The following is a 25,897-nucleotide window of genomic DNA, read 5'->3' on the forward strand; positions in this document are numbered from 1 at the left end:
AAAATCAGCATCAGCCAACCCAGGAAACTCTAGAGCGAAGGTCGTCGTCGCCAGCAGCGCCGCCGCCCTCGTCAGTGATCGGGCTTATAGACCCCCATCCCCGAACACGTCAACAGGGATTTTCATGGACCCGACATAATTCTAACAACGCATTGAAAACAAACGATATTTCTATCCACAAGCAGCAAAGGCCACTTTCCACCCGGGTAAACGGGCGGAAAAGGTGGGTCAACCGGCCTTGGCCTCGTCGTTGCCCCGCAGCAGACGGATCAAAGCCGAAAAGTCCTCGCCACCATGACCGAGCTTCTCGAACATCGAATAGAGCTGCGCGGCCTGCGCGCCCATCGGCGTCGTCGCTCCGGCGGCACTCGCCGCCTGCTGCGACAGCTTCAGGTCCTTCAGCATCAGGCTTGCGGCAAAGCCCGGCTTATACTCGTTGTTGGCCGGCGAGGTCGGAACCGGGCCGGGCACCGGGCAATAGGTCGTCAGCGACCAGCACTGGCCGGACGAGGTCGACGCCACGTCGAACAGCGCCTGGTGAGACAGGCCGAGACGCTCCGCCAACACGAAAGCCTCACAGACACCGGCCATGGAAATGCCGAGGATCATGTTGTTGCAGATCTTTGCCGCCTGGCCCGCACCGACACCGCCACAATGGACGATCTTCTTGCCCATGGCGTCGAGCAGCGGCTTGCCGCGCGAAAAAGCCTCGTCGCTACCGCCGACCATGAAGGTCAAGGTGCCAGCCGAAGCACCACCGGTGCCACCGGAAACCGGCGCGTCGAGCGAGGGGCAGCCGATCTTTTCCGAGAGCGCATGCGCCTTGCGGGCGCTATCGACGTCGATCGTCGAACTGTCGATCAGCAGCGTGCCCGGATCGACAAAACCGAGAAGCTCGTCCCAGACGTAAAGGACATGGGCGCCGGCCGGCAGCATGGTGATGACGCATTCGGCGCCGCGCACCGCATGTGCAATCGAGCCGGCGACGGAAACGCCGGTCTTCGCCGCGGCGTTGCGCGAGGCTTCCGACAGGTCGAAGCCCGTGACCGCATGGCCCGCCTTCACCAGATTGGCGGCCATCGGACCGCCCATATTGCCGAGCCCGATAAAGGCGATCTTCGTCATGGCATTCCTCCTCGCATTGAAACCCGGCCGAAGCCGAACCGCGCCCCGTCCTCAGGCGCTAGAACAGTAGTGGATGATCCTTCCCGTCGAAGCGCGACAGCAGGGCCGGCGTGACATCGGAGAGCCCAACCGACCATTTCGGATTGCGGTCCTTGTCGATCACCGCGGCGCGCACGCCCTCGTAGAAATCGGGATTGCCGAGCATGCCGAGCGTCGCGGAATACTCCCGCTCCAGGCATTCGTTTAGCGAAACGCCGCGGCGCCCGGCGCGCAGGAGATCGAGCGTCAGCTTCATGCTGAGCGCGGAACGGGAGTTCAAAAGTGCAAGCGTTTCCCAGGCGAAATCGGAACCATCGGCCTCGAGCGCCGCGAGGATCTCTTCGATCGTATCGAAGGCAAAGCAGCGGTCGATCAGGGCAAGATGGCCTTGAAGCGGCGTTGCCGGCGCTTGCGAAGCATGCTTGGCAATCACGCCGTCGACATCCGCGCTGCCCGCGGTCGCCGACAATGCGCCAAGATCCGCAATCAGTGTTTCCAGCTTGTCCGCAGCCACAAAACTGTCCGCGAGCCGCGCATGGATAGCGTCGGCCGCGACGATATCCCGGCCAGTGAGGCCGAGATAGGTGCCGAACTCGCCCGGCGCCTTCGGCAGCAGCCAAGTGGCCCCGACATCGGGGAAATAGCCGATGCCGGTTTCGGGCATGGCAAGCCGGGTGCGCTCGGTGACGATGCGGTGGCTGCCATGGGCGGAAATCCCGACGCCGCCGCCCATGACGATGCCGTCCATGATGGCGATGTAAGGCTTGCGGTAGCTGGAGATGCGGCTGTTGACGACGAACTCCTCGCGCCAGAACTGGGCGCCCTCCTCCGGACGCTCGCGGCCGCTTTCATAGATCATGCGGATATCACCGCCGGCGCAGAGCCCGCGCTCGCCCTCACCGGTCACAAGCACGGCGGCCACTGCCGGGTCGTTTTCGAATGCGGTCAGCGCTTCGGCGATCAACCGGATCATCGGCACGTTGAGGCTGTTGAGCGCGCGTGTGCGGTTCAGCCGGATCCGGCCAATCGCGCCCTGGCGCTCGACGATCACTTCCGGTGCTGGCGTCTGCATTTCCATGAGCGGTCTTTCCCGTTTCTGGCCTACTTCCGGCCGATAAGCGAACGCGCAACGATGAGGCGCATGATCTCGTTGGTGCCCTCAAGGATCTGGTGCACCCGGAGGTCCCTGACAATCTTCTCGACGCCATAATCTGCGAGATAACCGTAGCCGCCATGAAGCTGCAGCGCATCGTTGGCGACGGCGAAGCAGCGGTCGGTGACGAAGCGCTTGGCCATGGCGCAGAGTTTCGTCGCTTCCGGATCGCCGGCATCGAGCGCCGAAGCGGCGCGCCAGAGGAAGGTGCGGGCGATTTCGAGATCGGTCGCCATATCGGCGAGCCGGAACTGCAGGGCCTGGAATTCGCCGATCGCCTTGCCGAAGGCGCGACGCTCCTGAACGTAGGCCAGCGCCTTTTCGAAGGCGGATTGAGCGCCGCCGAGTGAGGCGGCGGCAATGTTCAAGCGACCGCCATCGAGCCCGCCCATGGCGATCTTGAAGCCGTCGCCTTCGCCGCCGAGACGATTTTCAGCCGATACGCGCACGCCGTCGAGCATGACGGCGCGAGTCGGCTGCACGTGCCAGCCCATCTTCTTTTCGTTGGCACCGAAGGTCAGGCCGGGTGCATCCTTCTCGACGATGAAGGTCGAGATGCCCTTCGGGCCGTCCTCGCCGGTTCGCGCCATGATCACGTAGAGGCCCGATTCGCCGGCGCCGGAAATGAACTGCTTCTGGCCGGTCAGGACATAATCAGGACCGTCCTTGACCGCCTTGGTCTTCAAGGCCGCTGCATCAGAACCGGAGCCGGGCTCGGTCAGGCAGTAGCTCGCGAGCACGTCCATCGTCAGGAGCTTGGGCAACAGCCGCTGGCGCTGCTCGTCGCTGCCATAGCGGTCGATCATGCCGGCGCACATGTTGTGGATCGACATGAAGGAGGCGACGGCCGGGCAACCGGTCGCCAAGGCTTCGATGATGATTGCAGCATCGAGCCGCGTGAGGCCCGTGCCGCCGACATCGTCACGGACGTAGATGCCGGCCATGCCGAGCGCCGCGGCCCCGCGCAGCGTATCGACCGGAAAATGCTTCTGCTGATCCCAGTCGATCGCGTGAGGGGCGATCTCCTCGCGGGCGAAGTCGAGCGCCATCTGACGAATGGCCTCCTGTTCCTCCGACAGGCGAAATTCCATATGCATGTCCTCCCTGACCGCATACCGGCTGCAGATTTCCTTAAAACCCGCAGCAACTCAGAGCGCTACAGCGACCTTTAAGCGTCTCAGAGGACGCGCGTCGCTGCAGGCAATTGAGGCCTAGTTACACCAACTTTGCGCCAGGCCCAGATGCAACTTCTCACAGGGTCTGTTCAAAAATGAACAGACGAGCCCGATCAACTCTCGCTTAGACGATACGGCAGAGCGCCCCGTAAGTCATGATCCACAATCAGGCGACGCTTCAAGGGCGGTACGGCGCGGCTCGCGCATTTCGTCCTTTCGCAGATACGGCAGGAAATGCCGATCGGGTCGAAGGCGGCGCGGTTGCCGAGGTCCATGTCGTCGGCATAGACGAAGGCGTCGGCGTAGGAGACCTCGCAGCCGAGCGCCAGCGCATAACGCGGCTGCGCGGCGCGGAAACCGCCGCCACCCTTGGTGATCTGGGTGGCGAGACAGAGATAGCGAACGCCATCGGGCGTTTCGGCCAGTTGCCGGATAATGCGGCCCGGCGTCTCGAAAGCCTGGTGCACGTTCCAGAGCGGACAGGCGGCACCGAAGCGGGCGAATTGCAGCTTGGCGGCGCTATGGCGCTTGGTGATGTTGCCGGCGCGGTCGATGCGGGCAAAGAAGATCGGGATGCCCTTCTGCCCCGGCCGTTGCAGGGTCGAGAGGCGATGGCAGACCTGCTCCAATGAGGCGCCGAAGCGGGCGGCGAGCAGCTCGATATCGTGTCTCAGGTCGCGGGCGGCCCTTGAGAATGCCTGGTAGGGCAGGATCAGTGCACCGGCAAAATAGTTCTGCAGGCCGATGCGACAGATCTCATAGGCCTCCTCGGTGCGGAAACCGGCGCTGCCGGCCACCCGGTCGATCTCCTCGCGGGCATGAAGCTGGGCGATCTGTAGGGCGATCTGAAAATCGCGCGTCGCGGGCGGGGCATAAGGGTTGAGGGTCAGGATGCGGGCGCGCGGATCGAAGCGGCGGATCGCCTCGTCGCCGGCGGCACCGCGCACGACACGGACGCCATGGCGTTGCTCCAGGTGGCTCGCCAGCGCCGCGTGGTTGTCGCCTTCGCCGAGCCCGAGTTCACTCGCCAGCCGCTCCGCGAGCATATCGATCTCGTGGATGTAGTTGTCGACGAAATGGAAGAAGTCGCGCACTTCCTCATAGGGCGTCGTTTCGACGAAAGGCCCGCCGCGGCCGATGGTGTCGTCGATGCTTGCAAGCTGCTCGCTGTTGCGGCGATAGGCCTGGTGGCAGGTGATCAGCGCATGCGCCAGCCCCGGCGCGTTCTGGGCGACGAGCTTCAACTCCTGCAGGCTCGCGGAATAGGTCTCGAACAGGGGGTCGCTGAGCGCTTCCGAGAGCGCCGAAAGCAAGCGATCGCCCTCTCCGGTCGAAAGTTCGGCAATATCGATCTGGAATTTTTCGGCGAGCGCCAGCAGAACCGCCGCCGAAACCGGACGCTGGTTGTTCTCGATCTGGTTGAGATAGCTGGTGGAAATGCCGATGCGTTCAGCGAACTGGCCCTGTGTCGCCTTGTTTGCTTCCCGCATTTCCCGGACCTTGCGGCCGATATAGAGCTTGCCGATCGCCATATTTGCAACTTTGCAATTTACGTTTCACAAATTTCTCTATTTCACATTTGCACATGAAGGGACGTTTTTCCATCCACCCTTCGACGCTATTGCGAAGGTCGAAGCGCCTCTGCACAATCATTGAAAAAGCCGGGCATTAAAAAAATCGGGAGGGCACCATGCGCGCCATACTAGAACAGGTCGAAGCCCGCCGGGCGGAAGCAAGAGCCGGCGGCGGGCAGCGGCGGATCGACGCCCAGCACGGCAAGGGCAAGCTGACGGCGCGCGAACGCATCGAGGTCTTGCTCGATGAGGGCTCCTTCGAAGAATACGACATGTATGTCACGCACCGCTGCGTCGATTTCGGCATGGAAGGCCAGAAGGTCGCGGGCGACGGCGTCGTCACCGGCTGGGGCACGATCAACGGCCGCCAGGTCTATGTCTTTTCCCAGGACTTCACGGTGCTCGGCGGTTCGCTGTCGGAAACGCATGCGCAGAAGATCTGCAAGATCATGGATATGGCCGTGCGCAACGGTGCGCCGGTCATCGGCCTCAACGACAGTGGCGGCGCCCGCATCCAGGAAGGCGTGGCGTCGCTCGCCGGCTATGCCGAGGTCTTCCGCCGCAATGCCGAGGCCTCGGGCGTCATCCCGCAGATCTCGGTGATCATGGGGCCCTGCGCCGGTGGCGCCGTCTATTCGCCTGCCATGACCGACTTCATCTTTATGGTCCGGGACAGTTCCTACATGTTCGTGACCGGGCCCGACGTCGTAAAGACCGTGACCAACGAGATCGTCACGGCCGAAGAACTCGGCGGTGCGGGCACGCACACGAAAAAGTCCTCCGTCGCCGACGCGGCCTATGAGAACGATATTGAAACGCTTGAGCATGTGCGCCTGCTCTTCGATTTCCTGCCGCTCAACAACCGCGAGAAGCCGCCGGTGCGTCCCTTCCACGACGACCCGGCGCGGCTCGAAATGCGTTTGGACAGCCTCATCCCCGATAGCGCCACCAAGCCCTACGACATGAAGGAACTGATCCTGGCGCTTGCCGACGAAGGCGACTTCTTCGAGTTGCAGCAGAGCTTTGCCAAGAACATCATCACCGGCTTCATCCGCATGGAAGGCCAGACGGTCGGTGTTGTTGCCAACCAGCCGATGGTGCTTGCCGGCTGCCTCGATATCGACAGTTCGCGCAAGGCCGCGCGGTTCGTGCGCTTCTGCGACGCCTTCTCGATCCCGATCCTGACGCTGGTCGACGTGCCCGGCTTCCTTCCCGGCACCGCGCAGGAATATGGCGGCGTCATCAAGCACGGCGCCAAGCTGCTCTTTGCCTATAGCCAGGCGACCGTGCCGATGGTGACGCTGATCACGCGGAAAGCCTATGGCGGCGCCTATGACGTCATGGCTTCCAAGCACATCGGCGCCGATGTCAATTATGCCTGGCCCACCGCCGAGATCGCCGTGATGGGCGCCAAGGGCGCAACCGAAATCCTCTATCGCTCGGAGCTCGGCGACGCCGAGAAGATCGCGGCGCGCACGAAGGAATACGAGGAGCGCTTCGCCAATCCGTTCGTCGCCGCCGAGCGTGGCTTCATCGACGAAGTGATCATGCCGCATTCGTCGCGTCGCCGCATCGCCCGTGCCTTCGCATCCTTGCGCAACAAGCAGGTCGATGTCCGCTGGCGCAAGCACGACACGATCCCGCTCTGATGGAGGCGATGATGGAACGGGAGCCGGAGCGCGTGATGACGCCGGAAGAAGCCCGACGCGACCACTGGCAGATGCTGCGCTACATGACCGTCAACGCGCTGATCGGCGTGGCGATCGGGGCCATAACGGCCGGCGTTCTCATCTGGCTCAATATCGGCGCGGTCGGCACCCACATCATCCGCTCGACGAGCCCGGTGCTTGCCACCCTCATGGTCGTCGTACCCTTCGGGCTGCTTTTCGGCGGCGCTGCAGCGGCATCCTCGATCGCGCTTTTGCCGTATCGCCGCAAGTTCAAACGCTGACCAAACTACAATGGGTTTCAGTGCAACTCGCTTCACCTACCGTTGAGGACACAGCTGTTTCTGTGAAATTGGATGACGGACGATAAATCTAAAAATCCCTTGTCGATCAGCATAGACGTTGGCGCTAGAGCTGAAATTAAGGCTGAGATACCTGCAACAAGCTCGGGGCGTCTAATTGATGCCCTAACGGACGTTATCCGACCCTTCACAGAATCTCGCGGCCTGCGCGCCGATCAAATCAGACTCCAGCGAGAGGATGTCTTGATTTCGATCGCCCGAAAGGCACGCGAGCGCTTGGTAGCTGAAGGTTTCCCAACAAGAGCCGTGCCGAACAAGACCTTAGTGCCCTTGCTCGAAAAGGCATCTCTGGAAGACCCCTCTGACGACGAGATGATAGAGCGTTGGGCCAACTTGCTTGTTAGCGAGGTGTCCGACCCCGGCCCTAATCGCCGTTGGTGCATTCAGATCTTAGGTGAGATCGACGCCGCGGAAGCGCAAATACTCGACGACGTCTATTTTGAGCATTCGAAGCATTCAGTGTTTGAAACAGCGAATTATACTCGGCGAGCAGCAGATTCTGAGTTTGAAAGCATGCTGAAAAATGCGTCCCTTGTACCAAAGGATGACATTCGCGGGATTATCCATTCGTACTTCGGACTGTCATTATTGTTTGATGGCGACAATATTCCAAATACAAATGAATTCTCGCTACAGGATTTCCCCCTAGGGCTCTCGCTTCTTCATCTTCAGACGCTGGGCCTAATTTGGTTAAATGCCTCAAGTTTTGTTTCTGGTGGCGTCAGAAGCTTTCTTGTTTGCGCGCACCTTACCCCACTTGGTTTCGAGTTCGTTCGCAATTGCCGAAGGAGCGACGATGTATAGTCCTGAAGCCCTGTATGGGCCTTCTTCTCTTTATGGCAACCGCTTAGAGCCACGACAACTCAACCGATTCTCGAGCCATATTTATCGACAGGAAGCGGCAATCTGATGTTCAAGAAAATCCTCATCGCCAACCGTGGTGAAATCGCCTGCCGCGTCATCAAGACCGCAAAGAAGCTCGGCATCGCCACCGTTGCCGTCTATTCCGACGCCGATCGCGATGCGATGCATGTGCGCATGGCTGATGAGGCCGTGCATATCGGACCGTCGCCCTCGGCGCAGTCCTATATCGTCATCGACAAGATCATCGATGCTATCCGCAAGACCGGCGCCGATGCCGTTCATCCGGGCTATGGCTTTCTCTCGGAAAACGCCGCCTTTGCGCAAGCGCTTGAGAAGGAGGGTGTTGCCTTCATCGGCCCTCCTGTCGGCGCGATCCAGGCGATGGGCGACAAGATCACCTCGAAGAAGCTCGCGGCCGAAGCGGGTGTCTCCACGGTGCCTGGCCACATGGGCCTGATCGAGGATGCCGACGAGGCTGTGCGGATCGCCTCCTCGATCGGCTATCCCGTGATGATAAAGGCGTCCGCCGGTGGTGGTGGCAAGGGCATGCGCATCGCCTGGAACGACCAAGAAGCGCGCGAAGGCTTCCAGTCCTCGAAGAACGAGGCGAAGAACGCCTTTGGCGACGATCGCATCTTCATTGAGAAATTCGTGACGGAGCCGCGCCATATCGAGATCCAGGTGCTCGGCGACAAACACGGCAACACCCTCTATCTCGGCGAGCGCGAGTGCTCGATCCAGCGTCGCAACCAAAAGGTCATCGAAGAAGCCCCGTCCCCCTTCCTCGACGCCGAGACCCGCAAGGCCATGGGTGAGCAGGCGGTCGCGCTTGCCAAGGCCGTCGGCTACCACTCGGCCGGCACCGTCGAATTCATCGTCGACGGCAAGCGCAACTTCTACTTCCTCGAAATGAACACCCGCCTGCAGGTGGAACATCCGGTGACCGAACTCATCACCGGGCTCGATCTCGTCGAGCAGATGATCCGGGTTGCCGCCGGCGAAAAACTCCCCTTTGGCCAGGCCGACGTGAAGCTCAACGGCTGGGCGATCGAGAGCCGGCTCTATGCCGAAGACCCCTATCGCAACTTCCTGCCGTCGATCGGCCGGCTGACTCGCTATCGTCCCCCGGTCGAGGGCACAAGCGACAACGGCACTGTGACGCGCAACGACACCGGCGTCTTCGAGGGCGGCGAGATCTCGATGTTCTACGACCCGATGATCGCCAAGCTCTGCACCTGGGGACCGGACCGGCAGACGGCGGTCGAGGCCATGGCCGACGCGCTCGATCAGTTCGAGGTCGAAGGCATCGGCCATAACCTGCCGTTCCTGTCGGCCGTCATGCAGCAGCAGCGTTTTAGAGAAGGCCGGCTGACGACCGCCTACATCACGGAAGAATTCGCCGACGGCTTCCATGGCGTTGCGGCGGAAGCGCCGCCGCTGCGCAAGCTTGCCGCCGTCGCGGTTTCGGTCAATCAGGCGCTGCAAGAGCGCGCCAGCCAGATTTCCGGGACGATCGGCAATCACCGTCGCGTCGTCGGCCACGACTGGGCGGTCAGCCTCGGCGATCACACCTTCGCGGTAACGGCGGGGTCATCCGCCGACGGCGCCTTCGTCCGATTTGCCGATGGCAGCTCGGTTACCATCGCCGGAGACTGGGTGCCTGGTCGCACCCTTGCCACCTTCAACATCGACAATGAACCCTTGAGCGTCAAAGTCGATCTGGTCGGAACCGCCATCCGGCTCCGCTGGCGCGGCATCGACGTCGTCACGCACGTCAGAAGCCCGCGGGTTGCGGAGCTGGCGCGGCTGATGCCGAAGAAGCTGCCGCCGGACACCTCGCGCATGCTGCTCTGCCCGATGCCGGGTGTGATCACCTCGGTCACAGTCAAGGCCGGCGATACGGTCGAGGCCGGACAGGCGCTTGCCGTGGTTGAAGCGATGAAGATGGAGAACATCCTGCGCGCCGAAAAGAAGGCCGTGGTCAAGCGCGTGGCGGTCGCCGCCGGCGCCAGCCTCGCGGTCGACGAACTGATCATGGAATTCGAGTGACTGTCATAGCCGCCCTCATTCCTGTGCTTGTCACAGGAATCCAGCAGCGTCGCGTCTGCGATGCGAAGAATTCACTCTTTCACGCGAAGGACTTCGCGTGACTGGATCCCTGTGACAAGCACAGGGATGAGGCAAGGAAGGCGCCCTTTTTCGGGCAAGGAGCTAACGATGAGCCAAAAGACCATCAAGGACTGGGAAACGCTCGCCGAGCGCGAACTGAAGGCCGCGCCGGAAAGCCTTACCTGGCAGACGCCCGAAGGCATCGCGGTGAAACCGCTCTATACGGCTGATGACCTCGACGGCATCGATCATCTCGCGTCACTACCGGGCTTCGAGCCGTTCGTGCGCGGGCCGCGCGCCACCATGTATGCCGGCCGCCCCTGGACGATCCGCCAATATGCCGGTTTCTCCACGGCCGAAGCGTCCAACGCCTTCTACCGCAAGAACCTCGCGGCGGGACAGAAGGGCCTCTCGGTTGCCTTCGATCTCGCGACCCACCGCGGCTATGACAGCGACCATCCGCGCGTCGAAGGCGATGTCGGCAAGGCGGGTGTTGCGATCGACTCGGTCGAGGACATGAAGATCCTGTTCGATGGCATTCCGCTCGAGGAGATGTCGGTGTCGATGACCATGAACGGCGCGGTGATCCCGATCCTCGCTTCGTTCATCGTCGCCGGCGAGGAACAGGGCGTGTCGCGCGACAAGCTCTCAGGCACGATCCAGAACGACATCCTCAAGGAGTTCATGGTCCGCAACACCTATATCTACCCGCCGGAACCGTCGATGCGCATCGTCGCCGATATCATCGAGTATACGGCGAAGGAGATGCCGAAGTTCAATTCGATCTCGATCTCCGGCTATCACATGCAAGAGGCCGGGGCGACGCTGGTGCAGGAGCTCGCCTTCACGCTTGCCGACGGGCGCGAATATGTGCGCGCCGCCCTTGCCAAGGGGCTGAACGTCGATGAATTCGCCGGCCGGCTTTCCTTCTTCTTTGCGATCGGCATGAACTTCTTCATGGAGGCGGCGAAGCTTCGGGCGGCGCGCCTGCTCTGGACCCGGATCATGCAGGAGTTCGAGCCGAAGAAGCCGTCGTCGCTGATGCTCAGGACCCATTGCCAGACATCAGGCGTCTCGCTGCAGGAGCAGGATCCCTATAATAACATCATCCGCACCGCGTTTGAGGCAATGTCGGCGGCCCTCGGCGGCACGCAATCGCTGCACACCAATTCCTTCGATGAAGCGATCGCGCTGCCGACGGAGTTTTCCGCCCGCATCGCCCGCAACACCCAGTTGATTCTTCAGCATGAGACCGGCGTCACCAAGGTCGTCGATCCGCTCGCCGGTTCCTATTATGTCGAAAGCCTGACCAACGAGCTCGCCGAAAAGGCTTGGGCGCTGATCGAGGAGGTCGAAGCGATGGGCGGCATGACCCGTGCGGTCAACGCCGGCCTGCCGAAGCGACTGATCGAAGAGGCAGCAACGCGCCGCCAGGCAGCCGTCGACAAGGGTGAGGAGATCATCGTCGGCGTCAACAAGTACCGGCTCGACAACGAAGAGCCGATCGACATCCTGGAAATCGACAACAGTGCCGTGCGCGCCGCACAGATTCGCCGGATCGAGGAAACGAAGCGGCGGCGCGACAGCGCGAAGGTGAACGAGACCCTTGCCGTTGTTTCAAAGGTCGCATTGAGCGGCGAAGGCAACCTCTTGGCGGCCGCCGTCGAAGCGGCGCGGGCGCGCGCCACCGTCGGCGAAATCTCGGATGCGATGCGCGGCGCCTTTGGCGACCATGCCGCAACGCCCAAGGTCGTCAGCAAGATCTACGGCAAGGCCTATGAGGGCGAGCCGGAACTCGAAGTGCTCTCCGGGCGTCTCGACGAAGTCTCGGCGAAACTCGGCCGCAAGCCGAAGATCATGGTCGCCAAGCTCGGCCAGGACGGCCACGATCGCGGCGCCAAGGTGATCGCGTCGGCCTTTGGCGACATCGGCTTCGACGTGCTTGCCGGGCCGCTGTTTCAGACGCCGGAGGAAGCGGCCGACATGGCGCTTGCGAGCAAGGTCAATGTCATCGGCGTCTCTTCGCTTGCTGCCGGCCACAAGACGCTGATGCCGCAATTGGCCGAAGCGCTGAAGAAGCGCGGCGGCGAGGATGTCATCGTCATCTGCGGCGGCGTCATCCCGCGCCAGGACTATGACTACCTGATGGAGAATGGTGTCTCCGCGGTCTTCGGTCCCGGCACCAACGTGCTCGACGCGGCCCGCGCCGTGCTCGACCTGATCGAGGGCAAGCGCCGCAACATCTGATGCCGGGCGACGCGGAGGGGCATTGTGTCTCCGTTCGCCCCAAGCGGTTGTCGTTACCGGCCGACGCAACTATGGTGTCGGCATGACGTCGATCGCCGAAGTGTTCGGACCCTTTGCCTTGATGGCGCGCCTCTTCGTCCGCTTCTGGCCGCAGCTCCTGCTGATCGGCGCTTGCGGCGCCATCGCGAACGACCTCCTGATGCGGGCAGCGGTCTGGATCGGGATGCAGCATCCGCTCGGTGGCATGGTCACGCTCTCCCTCGTCGTGCTGGCGAAGCTCGTCGTCATCGTGCTGATGTTCATGGTCCTTCGACCGGGCTTGCCGGCACTCGAAGCGCTCCGCCAGCAACCGGCGACGGCGCCTGTCGAGACAAAGGCGCCGATGGCCGAGCGCAGGCTTCTTGCCGTCACAGCCGCTGCCCTGCTGCCGTTCTTTGCCTACTACGCCGCCTGGGGGTTTCTCGGCGATACCGTGCGCGAATATTCGCGATCAGCACTTGCTGCCGTGGCTTTCGGCGAAAAAGCCAACTTCTTCGATATTCTGGGATCGCGCGGCGTTCTCGTGTCGATCGCGTTCTGCTGGCTGTTGCGCTGGGGCGCAAAACGCATGAGCAAACGGAGCGAAGCACCCTTCTGGCGTCTGCTGATCGTGGCCGCAGATGCCAGCTGGATCTTCATCGGTCTCTACGGCCTGTCGGTCTGGAAGGACCAGGTGATCACCTGGCTTGGCGCCGGCAAGCTTTTGAGCATGAACGGTTTCGCCTTCACCGGCATTGCGTATGCCGCCGAGACCTTCGTGCCGGTGGAACTGAGAAAGCCTGACTGGAATAGCGAGGCGACAGGCCTGTTCTTCTATGCGCTCCTTCCGGTCATCTGGCTGGTCATGGCGGCCATCATCAACGGCTACGAACTTTCGAGCGCAACACAGCGCGCCCGGCCGGCATCGCCAAAGCCGCGCCGCGCCCGCACGCTGCGCAAATGGGTCGCCGATTTTCTCGACCACTTCGTCAGCGATTATCGCTCCCGTTATGCGCCGATCTGGACCTGCCTGAAGTTGACGCTCGGCTCGGGGTTGGCGGCACTTTTTGCTTTCATCATTGCCTACAATGCCATTTCCTGGCTCGGCGCCTGGACGTGGTATGCGGCAACACGGACGCTGGACGTGGCTGATCTCGCGAACTGGCGGCTCGTTTTCAATGCCTTGAGCCTTTTCATCGGCAGTCCCAGCGATCTCAACGGCGGCATCGTGCTCGATGCCCTGCGCATCACCCTTTTGGCAGCGATGCTCGAACATGCCGTTTCCCGTCAGGCCGATAAGGCCGAGATCAACTACGCGTCCACTTGAACACCAACGTCTCGTCGCTGGCGCCTGGATATTCGATCCGGAGCGAAAGGTCCCGCGCCTCCGCCGGAACGATGAAGCTCTCGGCCATGCGGACGGCCGTGCCGGCCTTGGCATCGGCAAAGGCCAGGACACTGCAGCGCGGACGCTCGGCCACCTCCGGATACATCTTTCGCACGATCGGCTCGGTCAGGGTGACCGGTTCGAACCGACGTCCTTTGCCGTCGATCAGCCGGACGCGGCAGGCGCCCTTCTCCAAAGCGGCGAGATCGGTCGGCGACGCCTCGAATTCGGCGAGAATGACGCGTGCGTCATCGGTGCGCGGCAGGCGCCGCATATCCATAAATTTCCATTGCCCGCCGGCGAAGGCCTGCGCTGCCCCATCCTCGACGACGATTTCCGCACTGCCGCCGGCGAGCCATTGGCTCTCAAGAAGGCTGTCCCATGAGCGGGCGACGAAAGCGAGCGGCAGCGCGACAATCAGCGCCAGCAGGCAGGTCCAGAAGGTGCGTTTCTCGCTCATGACTGCCTCCCTCAGCGCGCGGCCAGCGTCCAGGGCGCGCCGCTGCCGCTGCGCGCAATGGTGACGGTCGGCTTGATCTCGGCCGGCTTCTTGTCGCCGAGCGCAATCGACAGTTCCTCGGCGAGCGGCGACACACGACTGCGTGCGACGAGCAGCGTGCCCTTGTCGACGGCGGCCTCGGGGAGCTCGAAGGCAAGCAGCACCGGCCTTGGCAGGCCAGGCTCGAGCCGCTCCGTCGGCAGATAGCCCGGCACGGTCGAAAACCGCTGGCTCAGCGCATAGCGCAGGCCATTGCCCGCCAGCCATTCCGCAGACATCAACGTCATCGTTTCCGTCTTGGCAACAGCAGCGCCCTCGATGATCAGCCAAACACCTGATGTGGAGTAGTCCTTGACCCGCCCGAAGCTTTCAACCTTAAGCTGGCGCGCCAGATGCACATTGGCCGCGCCGAAGGCGAAGTCGCGCGTTTCCGCCCGCTCGCCGACAGCACCGTGAATGGCGATCGGCGCGGTGATGTCGCCGTAGCCGGGCGTGCTGTTTCGCATCGTATAGAGCGCGGCGATCGCAAGGCCGCAAAGCAGCAGCGTACGGAAAGCCGACATCATTGCTCCGTCGTCTCCGAGGCCTGCGTGACCGGCAATTCGACGACCGCAGCCGCACCGTCATCGAACCAATTCGGCGCGCCATAGAGATTGTCGCGCGGCCTGTAGATCTGTTTTCCGATCGCCAGCGAAAGCGTCTGCGGTTCCGGGCGGTCCGCCGGCCACTCCCAGGCAGCGACCAGTCTTTCCGGCATGTTCGGATTGATCGCACTGGCGATCCATTTGTCCCGCGCCAGGTAATAGGTGGGCTTGGGCTGCAGCGGAGCGGCGTCATCCTGGATCGTGATCAGGTTCATGAAACCGTTGCTGGTGGCGACGGACCGGTTGTCGACCTCGATATCCACCAGCAGGAACCGCTTCGGCTCGAACGGTTTCGTGCCGGTCGGTGGCAGGGACGACATCTGGGCGCCGTTGATGGTCACTTGCCACCGGCCCGTATCGACCGCCTGGCCTTTGCCTATGACCGGCACGGGAACCGGATTGGCTGCATCATAAACCGCCGAAGCAAAGGAAATCGCGGCCGCCGCCATGCCGCCGATGCCGGTGACAAGCATGATCAGCAGGCGCTGCCTGATCTTCGATCGCCGTACGATCGGCATATGTCCTCCATCCACCCAGCAGATGCTGCAACCGGAAGATAGGAAAGTTTGCCGCGGAAATCAAAACACGCGTGTCGGAAACGGTTTCTTCGGCAGACGCGGCGTCAGAACGAAAGCTCGGATGTGGAATATCGGAGCGTTGGAACGAAGCCCTGCGCCACGTAGACCGCACGAGCGGCTGTTGCCGACGGATCCATGCTGAGAAAGACCTCGCTGCACCCTGCGGATCGCAAATCGTCCAACGTCGCCCGGACGAGCGAGGTCCCGATCTGCCGACGGCGCGCTTCGGGCGCAACGGCCAGGTACTCTAGCCGCCCGAAATCCGTATCCGCGACCTTCAGCCAGACCGCCGCACCGAGAACGGCGTTGTCATCGCGCACATATCCAGCGTGATACCCTTCCGCCAGATATTCCCTCAACCGACCGGCGCAGTCGTCATCCCATTGAAAATGGTCTGCCAACAAAGTCGCAAGCTGAGGCAAGCGAGGATCGTCACGGTCTGTCAGTCTTTGCACGGTCCAGGCGTCACGCCCTTCCGCCTTCGGTTGACCCTCGGCAACCCAACCCATTTCCAGATTTTCGCGCCCCTCCACCCAGCCTCGGTTGAGGACGATTTCGCGCAGGTCGGGATTTGCAGCGCTGACGCAAAACCGGAGAGAGCCAAAACGCCGGCCTGCCAGCCGCTCCATAAGAGCCAGCACGTCCTCGGTCGCGACGGCCGCTTCGTCGAAACGATAGGGTCCAACGGCAACCGCAGCCTCGCTGCGATTTATCATCGTCCTACTCCCGAGATCCTCGGGGTTATAGAGGAGACCAAAGGCGGCGACCGGCCTTCCATCCGCCGCTTCAAGGATCCGCAGTTCCCTTCGCCAGTCCAAACCGTAGAGCTTGAACTCGGCGATGAGCTCCCCCGTCGTCTTGCATCTCGGATAGGCTGTGCCGCTGTCAGGGTTGTCGAATTCGCGCTGGAGCCGCGCCTCCAGCAAGGGCAGATCCGCGCTGCGGATCGGCCTGAGCTTCAAATTGTGCATCGTTGGATATCCTCTGCAGGCACGGCTCAGCAGTGCAGGGTCTTGTCGAAGGAGACCTTCGGAGACATGGGCTGCAGTCGCCGCGGCCTCGGACACCAGTGGTGGTTGCCCGTCGTCGAACGATGAAGACTTTGCCGGCTTTTGAGGAGAGCCGCCGGCCGGTGACCGGCGAATTGGATCAGATGCGGTGAATCTGCTGCTGCCCCTCGTCGGAGACAGGAGGCCTCTTCTCAAAGGTCGCGCGAATGGACATGGGCGCGCCATCGCCGCGCGACACCACCATGAACATCTGCAGTTGGCCGCCGCGCCGAACGAACTGGATGCCGAAGCTTCTGCCGCCATAGGCGCCGGAAACGGTTGGCTGCCACTGTCCCTTGCCTGCGGCAAGCGGCAGGTCGGCAAAACGCTCGACGTTCGCCACGGCCTGCCAGCCGTTGTTGCTGCTGACGGTCAAAAGGTCGCCGTGACGGACTATGCCGATATAGCATTTGTCGCACTGCCCGGCCGTGGAGGTCAGTTGCCGCCACTGTCCGACAAACGCATCACCATCAGCCCTGACGGGAGCGGCAGCGGAAAGAAGCAACAGACCGGCGACGCCGGCTTTGTACAGGATCTTCATGCTTCCCTCCTCGTCGCTGACCGACAGACACAACTCGACACAGTCTTTGATTGCGCCGCACAAGAAAAACAACCAAATCGAAGGCGGTCAAGATCTGGTGGGCTCAAAGCTGTGCATTGCCCGGCCACAACACGTTCGCCGCCCGCCAATTCCCCCGTGATTGGCGCTTGCCTTCTGCCCGCGACGGGCGACAATTGCATGCGGTGGAAAGCGGGGCCAGGAGCCATTCGGCCCACATTGTCCGCTGATCCGGGGAGGCCGGCTATGCGCAAACTGCAATCGCAAGGCGTTCACCACATCACGCTTGTCGGGGCGGACCGGCAGACGTCGATCGATTTCTGGGAAGGGTTGCTCGGCATGCCCTTCATTTTCGAGCAACCGAACCTCGACCGGGCGAGCGAAAGCCACCTCTACTTCGATCCGGGCGACGGCCGCCTGATCACGGTCTTTACCGACGAGAACCGCACGCCAGATCCCGAGCGCACCCCAACCGACATGGGCTGCGTGCACCACATCGCCTTTGCGGTTTCGCGCGCGACATTCAACCAGGCCGTGGAGCGGCTCGACGAGCGAAAGATCCGGCACAGCGGCGTCAAGGATCGCGGCTTCATGGATTCGATCTACTTCGAGGATCCGCTTGGATTGCTGGTCGAATTGGCTTCCTATCGCTTCGAACCGCCTGCGGGCCACAGCCACGCCGAGGTATTGATGGAAGCCCACAAGATCAGGATCGCTCGCGGCGACTACAACATCGCCGAGGTTCACCTTGCCGATGCGATCGAGGCGCTAATCGAGCGCACGCGACCCACGCTTTCGCCCGATCGCCTGGCAAAAGACCCGTACGGCCGACGCTAGCATCGGTCGGCGCAGGGAAAGGCCGCTCGATTTGCGCAGGTGGCTCAAGCAAGAGCAGCACCTGCCGAATGGCGCTAAAAAGGGAGGAATGCCATGTCCGCAATCCAGCTCAACGTCATCAAGCCCAGCGTCAACAACATGACGGCGCGCGTGTTTCTCAGGGCAGCCAATCTCGATTTCAGCGAAAACGATGTCTACGGCCAGACGCGCACGCCCGAATATCTGGCCCGAGCGCCCTCGCATCTGACACCGATGATCGAGATGGCGGACCTGCCCAAAGGCGCGCTTTGGGAAAGCTGCGCGATCATGCAGTACCTCTGCAACAAACATGGGCTGGATGACTTCTACCCGAGGGAACCCGAAGCGCGCGCGATGATCGACAGCGCCATGTTCTATCTAATCGGCACGTTCTATCCCTATCTCGCCCGCGCAACCTATCCGGCGCTGAACTTTCCGCTTTACGCGGGCGAAGTCGGCTGCAGCGATGCCGATGCGGAGACGAAGGAGATCGCCCGGCAGGCGGCGGTTGCAGCCCTTGCCGAACCGCTTGAGGTATTCCGCACGTTCTACATCGGCGACAAGCCGTTTATCGGGGGTGCCAAGCCTTCGATCGCCGATATCCGGCTCGCCGCAACGCTCGAGTTCCTGGCCGCGATCGACTATGAGCTGCCGGACTGGGCAAAGACCTACATGGCGAATATCGAACGAACGCTCGGACCTGCCTATGCCGAGCCCGCCGCCGATGTCCGTGGCTATATCGGCTATGTGAAATCGCAGCGTCAGTAGGCGGCTGCCTTGCCCTTCATTGGATGAGAAGAACGACGCCGGTTGCCCCGAGTGCGAGCGACCAAAGACGATCGAAATTGATCCAGGCCGAACGCAGGACCGCAAGATCGAACCAGGAGAAGACGGCAAGCGCCAGCGCGGCGGTCACCGTCAACATCGCGATGCTATGCACCGCGACGGCCGCGAGCGAGATCGGCAGCGAACTTGCCATCGTCAGGTCGCGTGCGTGACCTGCAAGACAGAGACTGAGCACCGCCGGCACCAGCATGAGGCCGGCCCCGTGGCTCGTCGCCATCAGGAAGGACCAGAGCGCAAGTCCCGCCATGCCAGTCCGCATCCCGATACGGACGCGATGGCGGTGGCCATAAACGGCGGTGTAGCCGGCGGCACCGAGAATGAGCAAGGCCGCAGCGATCCTGAACGTGTTCGGATCGAGCACCGAGCCGAATGCTGCGACCACCGCCAGCACGGTCGCGACCGAGATCGCGTGACCAACCGCAATGGGTGCCAGGGACAGCCAGACGACCCGGCTGCTCTGCCGGTGAAGCCCTAGCGCCACGGCAAACAGCCAGCCCATCGCCGGATTGAGGCCGTGAAAGGCGCCGAGGCCGGCGAGCGAGAGCCATGGCCAGACCGCCGTCATTCCCCGTGACCGGGCTGCACCACAGCTCCCTCCTCACGGATAACAATAGGAATCGGACGAGCAGTCGCCGCCTTCGAGGCGAACCTGATGCGGTCGGTGGCCCTTTGGCCAATCCACAAAGAAGCGCTCGTCGAACGCGATCCCGCCACCATCGGCAACATCGAGCTTGACCATCCATCCGTCGATGCCTTCGGGGTAGAACTGCGGATCGATAGCGCCATAGAGCGAATTGGTGAAATAGACGCGCTTGCCGTCGCGGCTGATCTCGACCATCTGCGGCCCGCCGTTGAGCGCGCCGTTCTTCGCCTTCGGATGGCTCGCACGCGAAACGATGCCGCCGATGCGGACCCGTCCTGTTTCCTTCGGCGCGAAGGGGTCGGAAACGTCGTACTGGATCATGTCGCCGGTGCCCCAGCAGGAAACGTAAAGGAACCGGTCGTCCATCGAGAGGTCAATATCGGTGACGAGCGGCGCAACCGCGCTGAAGCCTTTCAGCACCGGCGGCAGCAGATCCGGATCGGCCGGTTCAGCGGGGATCTCGATCACCTTCTTGACTGCCCATTTGTCGCCGTCGCGATACCAGGTCCAGATCGAGGCCGAGAGATCCTTGAGGCTGATGACGCAGCCGACGAAACCATAGGCTTTGGTCGGGTCGTGCGCCGGGCGCAGTTCGAAGACGAGCTGGTGCTCCTCGCCAAAATCGATCTCCTGCACGTGCTTGCGCTTGTGCAGGTCCCAGAAATGCAAGCGCCGGCCGTACTTCGAACCAAGCAGCACCTCGGGAACCAACCCGTTCTCGAACGTATCGGGCGTGCCCCATTCGCTTGTTATCATCGTGTCGTGGCCGAGGTGCCACCAGAAATCATAGGCGAGCTTCTGCGGTCCACGGTCCATTTCCCATTGGCCAAGAACGTCGAAGCTCTGATGGTCGAGCAGGAAAATGCCGCCGGGCGCCTTGCCGTCGCGATCGGCAAGCGCGTTGACGTAGATGCCTTCGGGTCCGCAATGGGTGGTGTGCAGCCGCGAATAGTTCGCCTTCTCGGCGATTTCCGAAGGCTCGATCACCCGCACGATCTTCGGATTGCGCGGGTCGGGCTTGGTGTCGATGATGTGCAGACGCGAGGAGCGCAGGCCCGGCACCACCAGGTAGCGGCGCTCGACATGCGGGTGCGGCGCGTTGGGGCACAGGCACGAGGAGCAAGCGTTCCAGCCGAAATGGTGCAGCTCGTCGCCGACATTCGGCATATCGATCCGTCCGACGATCTGCGAATAGGTTGGTGATGCCGGATCGACATCGACGACAGCGATCGCGTCCGGTCGTCTTCGATCCGGATCGAAAGCCGCCACGTAGGCGAGCGTCTCCTTTGGGGCCTTGGCCGCCATGCGCGGTGATGGATAGAAGGATGGATCGGGTCGCCACGTCGCCATTGCCATTCTCCCCCTAAGAGAAGTCCCGAATGCGCGGTTCCTGATGCAGGCTCCGGTCATGCGGCAAAAACGCGTCGGAAATGCGGCCTTTGCCTTATTTCCTGACGGGGATCGGAACGCTTCTGGTTGGACGAGACGGGACCGCGACCGGCAGAGGTCGGTTTAAAGACCTCACGTCTCGATCCGCAGCTTCATCCGGTCAGCGGCAAAACGGCTACGGGAATACTCGATCGGCTTGCCGTCGAGATCGGCGTTGGTCGACTGGGCTTCGAGCACGATTGCGCCGGGCGAGAGCTTCAGCATCGAAAGCTCCTCGGCGTCGGCATGCCGGGCGACGATCTCCGTCGAGGCGCGTACGTAATCATCCAGGCCTTGGGCTGCAAAGGCCTTGGTGACGGAGTGCAGCCGTTCGAATTCCTCGGCCATGCGCGGGAAGCGATGCGCAGGATAATAGCTCGACGACACCGAGAGCGGTCGGCCATCGCCGCTGCTGACGGTGCGAAGCTCGGTCACAGGATCGCCCGGCGAAATGCCGAGCGCCTTTGCGACCTCTCCGGTCGCCGGCAGTTCGGCATGGCCGAGCAGCCGCGTGCCGATCTCCTTCACCTGGTGGCCGAGACCTTGCGAGAAGCGCGTGCGCTTCGAGATCGGATAGCTCACCCGTTCCTTGCGCTCGATCATCGTGCCGCGCCCCTGGACGGCGCGCACCAGACCCTCTTCGGCGAGCGCCGCCAGCGCACTTCTGACCGTGTGCCGGTTGACGCCGAACTCGCCGGCGAGCGTGGTTTCCGGCGGCACCATGCCGGTCGCATCATAGTCGCCATTGCTGATGGCCAGGCGGATCCGGTCGGCGATCTGCCGCCACAGGGCGACCCCCGTCTGGCGCTCCACCACTTTTCGCACTGCCGTGTCTTTTCGCATTGGCATGTCACAAGCCTGTCATTTGCGGACGTTATGAAAAAGTATAAGATGTATAGTTGTCTAGATCAATAGACATTTGAGGTGAAAATGATGGATGCGAAGCTGAAACAGGAAAGCCCGCCGGATCCGGCGCGCAAGAAGGCCATGGGGCTGCTCGCCCGCGCAACCCTCGACGAGCTCAACGCCGCCTGGGAAGCGCTTGCCGACAAGCCGGACGTTCATCCGGTCCGCGGTCCTGAAACCGGCCTTGTCATGGTGCGCGGCCGCATCGGTGGCGGCGGCGACGCCTTCAATCTCGGAGAAGCCACTGTTTCGCGTGCCACAATCCGCCTTTCGACTGGCGAGATCGGCCACGGGCAGTTGCTCGGCACGGACCGGCAGCGCGCGCGGCTCGCGGCCATCTTCGACGCCCTTGCCCAACGGGACGGCGACAGGGTGGGCGTCGAGGCCCTGCTTGGCCGCGTGGCCGACCGGCTTGCCCAGGAAGAACGCCGAAAGGCCGAGGAGACCGCGGCCACCCGCGTCGACTTTTTCACCATGGTCCGGGGAGACGACTGATGGCCAGCCAATCGCAAATTTATGCCGGCGCCTTTGCCGATCCGGTCTTTGCAGCCCAGTCCGTCTTCCGCGACCTGATGGATGGCTTTGCACGCCCCGGCACGATCAAGCGCCTTGGTGCGACGAGCACGCCCCCCGTTCCGCTCGCCGCGGCCGCCGGCGCCGTGGCGCTGACCTTGTGCGACCATGACACCCCCGTCTGGCTGACGCCGGCGCTTTCCAAATCGGCCGTTCCGCAGTGGATCGCCTTCCACACAGGCGCCCCACTTACCACCAGCAAGACCGACGCGCGCTTTGCCTTCATCGAAAAGGGCGCAGCCTTCCCCGGTTTCGACCAGTTCTCGCTCGGCACGCAGGAATATCCGGACCGCTCGACGACGCTCGTCATCGAAGTCGAGGCGCTGACCGGCGGGCCGGTGCTGACCGCCAAGGGCCCCGGTATCAAGGACGTAACGGACGTTGCGGTGAAGGGGCTGCCGGACGTCTTCCTTGAATTCTGGACGGCCAATCGCGCGATTTTTCCGCGCGGCGTCGATCTCGTGCTGACGGCCGGCGACAAGCTCGTCTGCCTGCCGCGCACCACCCGTCTTTCGCTCAAGGAGGCGTGAGCCATGTATGTAGCCGTCAAGGGCGGGGAAGCCGCCATTGCCAATGCCCATCGCCTTCTCGCCGATCGCCGCCGCGGCGACCGCAATCTTCCCTCTATCACCATCGACCAGGTGGTCGAGCAACTCGGCCTTGCCGTCGATCGGGTGATGGCGGAAGCCTCGCTCTACGACCGCGCGCTCGCAGCGCTTGCCGTGCGCCAGGCGCGCGGCGATATGATCGAAGCGATCTTCATCCTGCGCGCATACCGCACGACGCTGCCGCGCTTCGGCTATTCCGAGCCAGTCGATACCGCCAACATGAAGGTCGAGCGCCGCGTTTCGGCGACCTACAAGGATCTGCCGGGCGGTCAGCTGCTGGGCCCGACCTTTGACTACACCCACCGCCTGCTCGACCCGTCGCTCATCGCTGACGAGGCTGTCGAAGAACCGGCGGTCAAGGAGCCCGGCGAACACGTGATGCGCGTTTCCGACATTCTCGACGGCGAAGGCCTGATCGAGGGTGACGGGCAGATGCCCGAAGGCCACGTCATGGGTGACCTCACCCGCGAGCCGATGGAGTTTCCGATGGCCCGGGACCTCCGCCTGCAGGCGCTCGCCCGCGGTGACGAAGGCTTCCTGCTAGCGCTCGCCTACTCCACCCAGCGTGGCTACGGCCGCACCCATCCCTTCGTCGGCGAAGTCCGCATCGGCGAAGTGGAGGTCGAGCTCGACCTGCCGGAACTCGGCTTTGCCGTCTCGCTTGGCACGATCCGCGTGACCGAATGCCAGATGGTCAACCAGTTCATGGGCTCGGCCAAGCAGCCACCGCAGTTCACCCGCGGTTATGGCCTCGTCTTCGGCCAAAGCGAACGCAAGGCGATGTCGATGTCGCTGGTCGACCGGGCGCTCAGGACCGACGAATTCAACGAGGACATCGTCGCCCCCGCCCAGGACCAGGAATTCGTCATCTCGCACGCCGACAACGTCCAGGCGACCGGCTTCGTCGAGCATCTGAAGCTGCCACATTATGTCGACTTCCAGGCCGAACTCGATCTCGTCCGCCGCATGCGTCGGGACTACGACGCCGCCAATTCCGGCGAGACGGCAAAGGAACAGCGGGAGGCGGCCGAATGATCGGATTTTCCTCCAGTCTTGACGGCTCAGTCGCCGCCACCGTCCCCGCCGCCGCAATCGCCGCCATCACCGGCATAGACGCCACCGGCGTGGCCCCCGCCGTCGTTGTTGCGCGCTCGGCTGTCCGGTTCTCGCGCCTCCCGGCGGGCAATGCCGAACAGGCCGGCAACCGCGGAACACACCAAGAAGATTCCAACCACCCAAACGAAAATCTCGCTCACATCCTGGCCCCATCAGCGGTCGACACACTCAAGGGTAATCGGCGATGAACGACCTTGCTACCTATAATTTCGCCTATCTGGACGAACAAACGAAACGGATGATCCGCCGCGCGATCCTGAAGGCGATCGCCATCCCCGGCTACCAGGTGCCGTTCGCGTCGCGCGAAATGCCGATGCCCTATGGCTGGGGCACCGGCGGCGTCCAGGTGACCGCCTCGATCCTCGGACCGCAGGACGTGCTGAAGGTCATCGACCAGGGCGCAGACGACACCACCAATGCCGTCTCGATCCGCGCCTTCTTCCAGAAGGTCGCCGACGTCGCCGTCACCACCCGGACGAAAGAGGCGACGATCATCCAGACGCGCCACCGCATCCCGGAGGAGAAGCTCTCCGAGGGACAGACACTCGTCTACCAGGTGCCGATTCCGGAACCCTTGCGCTTCCTCGAGCCGCGCGAGACCGAAACCCGCAAGATGCATGCGCTCGAGGAATACGGGCTGATGCATGTGAAGCTCTACGAGGACATCGCCCGCAACGGCCATATCGCCACGACCTACGCCTATCCGGTCAAGGTCGAGGGTCGCTACGTGATGGACCCGTCGCCGACGCCGAAGTTCGACAATCCGAAGATGCACATGTCGGAAGCCCTCCAGCTCTTCGGCGCTGGCCGCGAAAAGCGGATCTATGCCGTGCCGCCCTATACCGACGTCGTCAGCCTCGATTTCGACGACCATCCCTTCGAGATCCAAACGTTCGACAAGCCCTGCGCGCTCTGCGGCGCAGAGGACGTCTATCTCGACGAGGTGATCCTCGACGACAAGGGCGGACGCATGTTCGTCTGCTCCGATACCGATCATTGCGAAGACCGCCGCGCCTGTGGCCATGCAGGTCACATGCTCGCACGCCAGGAGGCCGCAGAATGAGTACGCTCCCGCTTCTGAAAGTGAACGACGTCTCGAAGTTCTACGGAAGCCGCATCGGCTGCCGCAACGTTTCCTTCGAGCTCTATGCCGGCGAAGTGCTCGCCATCGTCGGCGAATCCGGCTCCGGCAAAACGACGCTTCTGTCCTGCCTATCGACGCGCCTGATGCCGACGTCGGGCATCGTCGAATATCACATGCGCGACGGCCAGTACCGTGATCTCGCCCGCATGGGCGAGGCCGAGCGTCGCTTCCTAATGCGCACCGACTGGGGCTTCGTGCACCAGAACCCGGCCGATGGCCTGCGCATGACGGTTTCGGCCGGCGCCAATGTCGGCGAACGGCTGATGGCCGTCGGCGATCGCCACTACGGCAACATCCGCGCCACCGCCAGCGACTGGCTTGAGCGGGTGGAAATCGGTATCGACCGTATCGACGACCAGCCGCGCGCCTTCTCGGGCGGCATGCGCCAGCGCCTGCAGATCGCCCGAAACCTCGTCACCTCCCCTCGCCTCGTCTTCATGGACGAGCCGACCGGCGGCCTCGACGTCTCGGTTCAGGCGCGCCTGCTCGATCTGGTGCGTGGTCTCGTGCATGACCTCGGGCTTGCCGCCATCATCGTCACCCACGACCTCGCCGTCGCCCGTCTCCTCTCGCACCGCATGATGGTGATGAAGGACGGCGCGGTCATCGAACAGGGCCTGACCGACCGCGTACTCGACGATCCGCGCGAGCCCTATACCCAGCTCCTCGTCTCCTCGATCCTGCAGGTGTGACGCATGATCGCGAAACGTGAAAATCGGTTCTCGGACA

26 protein-coding genes are annotated in these 25,897 nt (G+C 62.7%); 14 read left to right on the forward strand and 12 right to left on the reverse strand.

Annotated elements, in window-relative coordinates; translation table 11 throughout:
* Nucleotides 1-228: 228 nt before the first annotated feature.
* From mmsB to OKW20_RS07340, 4 genes are all read right to left on the reverse strand, one after another.
* Nucleotides 229-1,125, reverse strand: a complete 897-nt coding sequence (gene mmsB, locus OKW20_RS07325; protein WP_043625090.1) for a 3-hydroxyisobutyrate dehydrogenase — start codon at nucleotides 1,123-1,125, stop codon at nucleotides 229-231.
* Nucleotides 1,126-1,183: 58 nt separating this feature from the next.
* A complete protein-coding gene (locus OKW20_RS07330; RefSeq protein ID WP_429171188.1) occupies nucleotides 1,184-2,242 on the reverse strand; it encodes an enoyl-CoA hydratase/isomerase family protein in 1,059 nt (352 codons plus the stop codon).
* A gap of 23 nt (nucleotides 2,243-2,265) precedes the next feature.
* Nucleotides 2,266-3,408: an isobutyryl-CoA dehydrogenase gene (locus OKW20_RS07335; protein WP_429171189.1), complete on the reverse strand. Its 1,143-nt coding sequence runs from the start codon at nucleotides 3,406-3,408 to the stop codon at nucleotides 2,266-2,268.
* A gap of 197 nt (nucleotides 3,409-3,605) precedes the next feature.
* Entirely contained in the window at nucleotides 3,606-5,024 is a 1,419-nt protein-coding gene (locus tag OKW20_RS07340) for a helix-turn-helix domain-containing protein (protein WP_429119293.1), read from the reverse strand.
* 158 nt (nucleotides 5,025-5,182) lie between these two features.
* Between OKW20_RS07340 and OKW20_RS07345 the strand changes: the two genes are divergently transcribed.
* From OKW20_RS07345 to OKW20_RS07370, 6 genes are all read left to right on the forward strand, one after another.
* On the forward strand, nucleotides 5,183-6,715 hold the full coding sequence (locus tag OKW20_RS07345) for an acyl-CoA carboxylase subunit beta (protein ID WP_402325177.1): 1,533 nt from the start codon (nucleotides 5,183-5,185) through the stop codon (nucleotides 6,713-6,715).
* 8 nt (nucleotides 6,716-6,723) lie between these two features.
* Nucleotides 6,724-7,017 carry a hypothetical protein gene (locus OKW20_RS07350; protein ID WP_429171191.1) on the forward strand — a complete coding sequence of 98 codons (294 nt, stop codon included), beginning with the start codon at nucleotides 6,724-6,726 and terminating at the stop codon, nucleotides 7,015-7,017.
* Between the two features lie 72 nt (nucleotides 7,018-7,089).
* Complete coding sequence (locus tag OKW20_RS07355; RefSeq protein ID WP_429171193.1) at nucleotides 7,090-7,899, forward strand: hypothetical protein; 810 nt, start codon at nucleotides 7,090-7,092, stop codon at nucleotides 7,897-7,899.
* Between the two features lie 105 nt (nucleotides 7,900-8,004).
* The gene (locus tag OKW20_RS07360; protein WP_429171194.1) at nucleotides 8,005-10,008 is read left to right on the forward strand and encodes an acetyl-CoA carboxylase biotin carboxylase subunit; all 2,004 of its coding nucleotides are present in this window, start codon (nucleotides 8,005-8,007) and stop codon (nucleotides 10,006-10,008) included.
* Between the two features lie 168 nt (nucleotides 10,009-10,176).
* A complete protein-coding gene (gene scpA, locus OKW20_RS07365) occupies nucleotides 10,177-12,315 on the forward strand; it encodes a methylmalonyl-CoA mutase (protein WP_429171196.1) in 2,139 nt (712 codons plus the stop codon).
* A gap of 22 nt (nucleotides 12,316-12,337) precedes the next feature.
* Nucleotides 12,338-13,660, forward strand: coding sequence for a hypothetical protein (locus OKW20_RS07370; protein WP_429171198.1), 1,323 nt, complete (start codon nucleotides 12,338-12,340; stop codon nucleotides 13,658-13,660).
* Here OKW20_RS07370 and OKW20_RS07375 read toward each other — a convergent pair.
* The 5 genes from OKW20_RS07375 to OKW20_RS07395 form a co-directional block, all read right to left on the reverse strand.
* Nucleotides 13,641-14,180: a hypothetical protein gene (locus OKW20_RS07375; RefSeq protein ID WP_429171200.1), complete on the reverse strand. Its 540-nt coding sequence runs from the start codon at nucleotides 14,178-14,180 to the stop codon at nucleotides 13,641-13,643. The two genes, OKW20_RS07370 and OKW20_RS07375, sit on opposite strands and share 20 nt — an antisense overlap.
* Before the next feature lie 11 nt (nucleotides 14,181-14,191).
* On the reverse strand, nucleotides 14,192-14,785 hold the full coding sequence (locus OKW20_RS07380) for a hypothetical protein (protein ID WP_429171202.1): 594 nt from the start codon (nucleotides 14,783-14,785) through the stop codon (nucleotides 14,192-14,194).
* Entirely contained in the window at nucleotides 14,782-15,381 is a 600-nt protein-coding gene (locus OKW20_RS07385; protein WP_429171203.1) for a hypothetical protein, read from the reverse strand. The genes OKW20_RS07380 and OKW20_RS07385 overlap by 4 nt, the downstream gene beginning before the upstream one ends.
* 104 nt (nucleotides 15,382-15,485) lie before the next feature.
* On the reverse strand, nucleotides 15,486-16,412 hold the full coding sequence (locus tag OKW20_RS07390; RefSeq protein WP_429171205.1) for a GNAT family N-acetyltransferase: 927 nt from the start codon (nucleotides 16,410-16,412) through the stop codon (nucleotides 15,486-15,488).
* A 178-nt stretch (nucleotides 16,413-16,590) separates the two neighbouring features.
* Nucleotides 16,591-17,094, reverse strand: coding sequence for a hypothetical protein (locus OKW20_RS07395; RefSeq protein WP_429171207.1), 504 nt, complete (start codon nucleotides 17,092-17,094; stop codon nucleotides 16,591-16,593).
* A 201-nt stretch (nucleotides 17,095-17,295) separates the two neighbouring features.
* On the opposite strand from OKW20_RS07395, the gene OKW20_RS07400 reads away from it, so the two are divergent.
* Nucleotides 17,296-17,886, forward strand: a complete 591-nt coding sequence (locus OKW20_RS07400; RefSeq protein WP_429171209.1) for a VOC family protein — start codon at nucleotides 17,296-17,298, stop codon at nucleotides 17,884-17,886.
* Between the two features lie 93 nt (nucleotides 17,887-17,979).
* Nucleotides 17,980-18,672 (forward strand): glutathione S-transferase family protein, encoded by a 693-nt coding sequence (locus tag OKW20_RS07405; RefSeq protein ID WP_429171211.1) that lies wholly within the window; start codon nucleotides 17,980-17,982, stop codon nucleotides 18,670-18,672.
* Nucleotides 18,673-18,688: 16 nt separating this feature from the next.
* On the opposite strand, the gene OKW20_RS07410 is transcribed toward OKW20_RS07405, so the two are convergent.
* From OKW20_RS07410 to phnF, 3 genes are all read right to left on the reverse strand, one after another.
* Nucleotides 18,689-19,315: a hypothetical protein gene (locus OKW20_RS07410; RefSeq protein ID WP_429171213.1), complete on the reverse strand. Its 627-nt coding sequence runs from the start codon at nucleotides 19,313-19,315 to the stop codon at nucleotides 18,689-18,691.
* A 33-nt stretch (nucleotides 19,316-19,348) separates the two neighbouring features.
* Nucleotides 19,349-20,743 (reverse strand): selenium-binding family protein, encoded by a 1,395-nt coding sequence (locus OKW20_RS07415; protein ID WP_429171214.1) that lies wholly within the window; start codon nucleotides 20,741-20,743, stop codon nucleotides 19,349-19,351.
* Nucleotides 20,744-20,914: 171 nt separating this feature from the next.
* Entirely contained in the window at nucleotides 20,915-21,664 is a 750-nt protein-coding gene (phnF, locus tag OKW20_RS07420; protein WP_429171216.1) for a phosphonate metabolism transcriptional regulator PhnF, read from the reverse strand.
* 90 nt (nucleotides 21,665-21,754) lie between these two features.
* Between phnF and phnG the strand changes: the two genes are divergently transcribed.
* The 6 genes from phnG to phnK are packed head-to-tail and all read left to right on the forward strand — an operon-like array spanning nucleotide 21,755 to nucleotide 25,860.
* Nucleotides 21,755-22,222, forward strand: coding sequence for a phosphonate C-P lyase system protein PhnG (gene phnG, locus OKW20_RS07425; protein ID WP_043623269.1), 468 nt, complete (start codon nucleotides 21,755-21,757; stop codon nucleotides 22,220-22,222).
* Nucleotides 22,222-22,830 carry a phosphonate C-P lyase system protein PhnH gene (gene phnH, locus OKW20_RS07430; RefSeq protein ID WP_429119307.1) on the forward strand — a complete coding sequence of 203 codons (609 nt, stop codon included), beginning with the start codon at nucleotides 22,222-22,224 and terminating at the stop codon, nucleotides 22,828-22,830. The genes phnG and phnH overlap by 1 nt, the downstream gene beginning before the upstream one ends.
* A gap of 3 nt (nucleotides 22,831-22,833) precedes the next feature.
* Nucleotides 22,834-23,943: a carbon-phosphorus lyase complex subunit PhnI gene (locus OKW20_RS07435; RefSeq protein ID WP_429171218.1), complete on the forward strand. Its 1,110-nt coding sequence runs from the start codon at nucleotides 22,834-22,836 to the stop codon at nucleotides 23,941-23,943.
* Complete coding sequence (locus OKW20_RS07440) at nucleotides 23,940-24,212, forward strand: hypothetical protein (RefSeq protein ID WP_429171220.1); 273 nt, start codon at nucleotides 23,940-23,942, stop codon at nucleotides 24,210-24,212. Before OKW20_RS07435 ends, OKW20_RS07440 begins: the two co-directional genes overlap by 4 nt.
* A complete protein-coding gene (locus OKW20_RS07445) occupies nucleotides 24,209-25,087 on the forward strand; it encodes an alpha-D-ribose 1-methylphosphonate 5-phosphate C-P-lyase PhnJ (protein WP_043623281.1) in 879 nt (292 codons plus the stop codon). Before OKW20_RS07440 ends, OKW20_RS07445 begins: the two co-directional genes overlap by 4 nt.
* Nucleotides 25,084-25,860, forward strand: a complete 777-nt coding sequence (gene phnK / locus OKW20_RS07450) for a phosphonate C-P lyase system protein PhnK (RefSeq protein WP_043623284.1) — start codon at nucleotides 25,084-25,086, stop codon at nucleotides 25,858-25,860. The genes OKW20_RS07445 and phnK overlap by 4 nt, the downstream gene beginning before the upstream one ends.
* The last annotated feature ends 37 nt before the right edge of the window (nucleotides 25,861-25,897 follow it).

Source organism: Ensifer sp. LBL (assembly GCF_050435225.1).
GTDB lineage: Bacteria > Pseudomonadota > Alphaproteobacteria > Rhizobiales > Rhizobiaceae > Ensifer.

Excerpts from the sequence above, each read along its gene's own strand:
- mmsB (WP_043625090.1), bottom strand. The coding sequence starts at position 1,125 with ATGACGAAGATCGCCTTTATCGGGCTCGGCAATATGGGCGGTCCGATG.
- OKW20_RS07330 (WP_429171188.1), bottom strand. The coding sequence starts at position 2,242 with ATGGAAATGCAGACGCCAGCACCGGAAGTGATCGTCGAGCGCCAGGGC.
- OKW20_RS07335 (WP_429171189.1), bottom strand. The coding sequence starts at position 3,408 with ATGGAATTTCGCCTGTCGGAGGAACAGGAGGCCATTCGTCAGATGGCG.
- OKW20_RS07340 (WP_429119293.1), bottom strand. The coding sequence starts at position 5,024 with ATGGCGATCGGCAAGCTCTATATCGGCCGCAAGGTCCGGGAAATGCGG.
- OKW20_RS07345 (WP_402325177.1), top strand. The coding sequence starts at position 5,183 with ATGCGCGCCATACTAGAACAGGTCGAAGCCCGCCGGGCGGAAGCAAGA.
- OKW20_RS07350 (WP_429171191.1), top strand. The coding sequence starts at position 6,724 with ATGATGGAACGGGAGCCGGAGCGCGTGATGACGCCGGAAGAAGCCCGA.
- OKW20_RS07355 (WP_429171193.1), top strand. The coding sequence starts at position 7,090 with ATGACGGACGATAAATCTAAAAATCCCTTGTCGATCAGCATAGACGTT.
- OKW20_RS07360 (WP_429171194.1), top strand. The coding sequence starts at position 8,005 with ATGTTCAAGAAAATCCTCATCGCCAACCGTGGTGAAATCGCCTGCCGC.
- scpA (WP_429171196.1), top strand. The coding sequence starts at position 10,177 with ATGAGCCAAAAGACCATCAAGGACTGGGAAACGCTCGCCGAGCGCGAA.
- OKW20_RS07375 (WP_429171200.1), bottom strand. The coding sequence starts at position 14,180 with ATGAGCGAGAAACGCACCTTCTGGACCTGCCTGCTGGCGCTGATTGTC.
- OKW20_RS07380 (WP_429171202.1), bottom strand. The coding sequence starts at position 14,785 with ATGATGTCGGCTTTCCGTACGCTGCTGCTTTGCGGCCTTGCGATCGCC.
- OKW20_RS07385 (WP_429171203.1), bottom strand. The coding sequence starts at position 15,381 with ATGCCGATCGTACGGCGATCGAAGATCAGGCAGCGCCTGCTGATCATG.
- OKW20_RS07390 (WP_429171205.1), bottom strand. The coding sequence starts at position 16,412 with ATGCACAATTTGAAGCTCAGGCCGATCCGCAGCGCGGATCTGCCCTTG.
- OKW20_RS07400 (WP_429171209.1), top strand. The coding sequence starts at position 17,296 with ATGCGCAAACTGCAATCGCAAGGCGTTCACCACATCACGCTTGTCGGG.
- OKW20_RS07405 (WP_429171211.1), top strand. The coding sequence starts at position 17,980 with ATGTCCGCAATCCAGCTCAACGTCATCAAGCCCAGCGTCAACAACATG.
- OKW20_RS07410 (WP_429171213.1), bottom strand. The coding sequence starts at position 19,315 with ATGACGGCGGTCTGGCCATGGCTCTCGCTCGCCGGCCTCGGCGCCTTT.
- OKW20_RS07415 (WP_429171214.1), bottom strand. The coding sequence starts at position 20,743 with ATGGCGACGTGGCGACCCGATCCATCCTTCTATCCATCACCGCGCATG.
- phnF (WP_429171216.1), bottom strand. The coding sequence starts at position 21,664 with ATGCGAAAAGACACGGCAGTGCGAAAAGTGGTGGAGCGCCAGACGGGG.
- phnG (WP_043623269.1), top strand. The coding sequence starts at position 21,755 with ATGGATGCGAAGCTGAAACAGGAAAGCCCGCCGGATCCGGCGCGCAAG.
- phnH (WP_429119307.1), top strand. The coding sequence starts at position 22,222 with ATGGCCAGCCAATCGCAAATTTATGCCGGCGCCTTTGCCGATCCGGTC.
- OKW20_RS07435 (WP_429171218.1), top strand. The coding sequence starts at position 22,834 with ATGTATGTAGCCGTCAAGGGCGGGGAAGCCGCCATTGCCAATGCCCAT.
- OKW20_RS07440 (WP_429171220.1), top strand. The coding sequence starts at position 23,940 with ATGATCGGATTTTCCTCCAGTCTTGACGGCTCAGTCGCCGCCACCGTC.
- OKW20_RS07445 (WP_043623281.1), top strand. The coding sequence starts at position 24,209 with ATGAACGACCTTGCTACCTATAATTTCGCCTATCTGGACGAACAAACG.
- phnK (WP_043623284.1), top strand. The coding sequence starts at position 25,084 with ATGAGTACGCTCCCGCTTCTGAAAGTGAACGACGTCTCGAAGTTCTAC.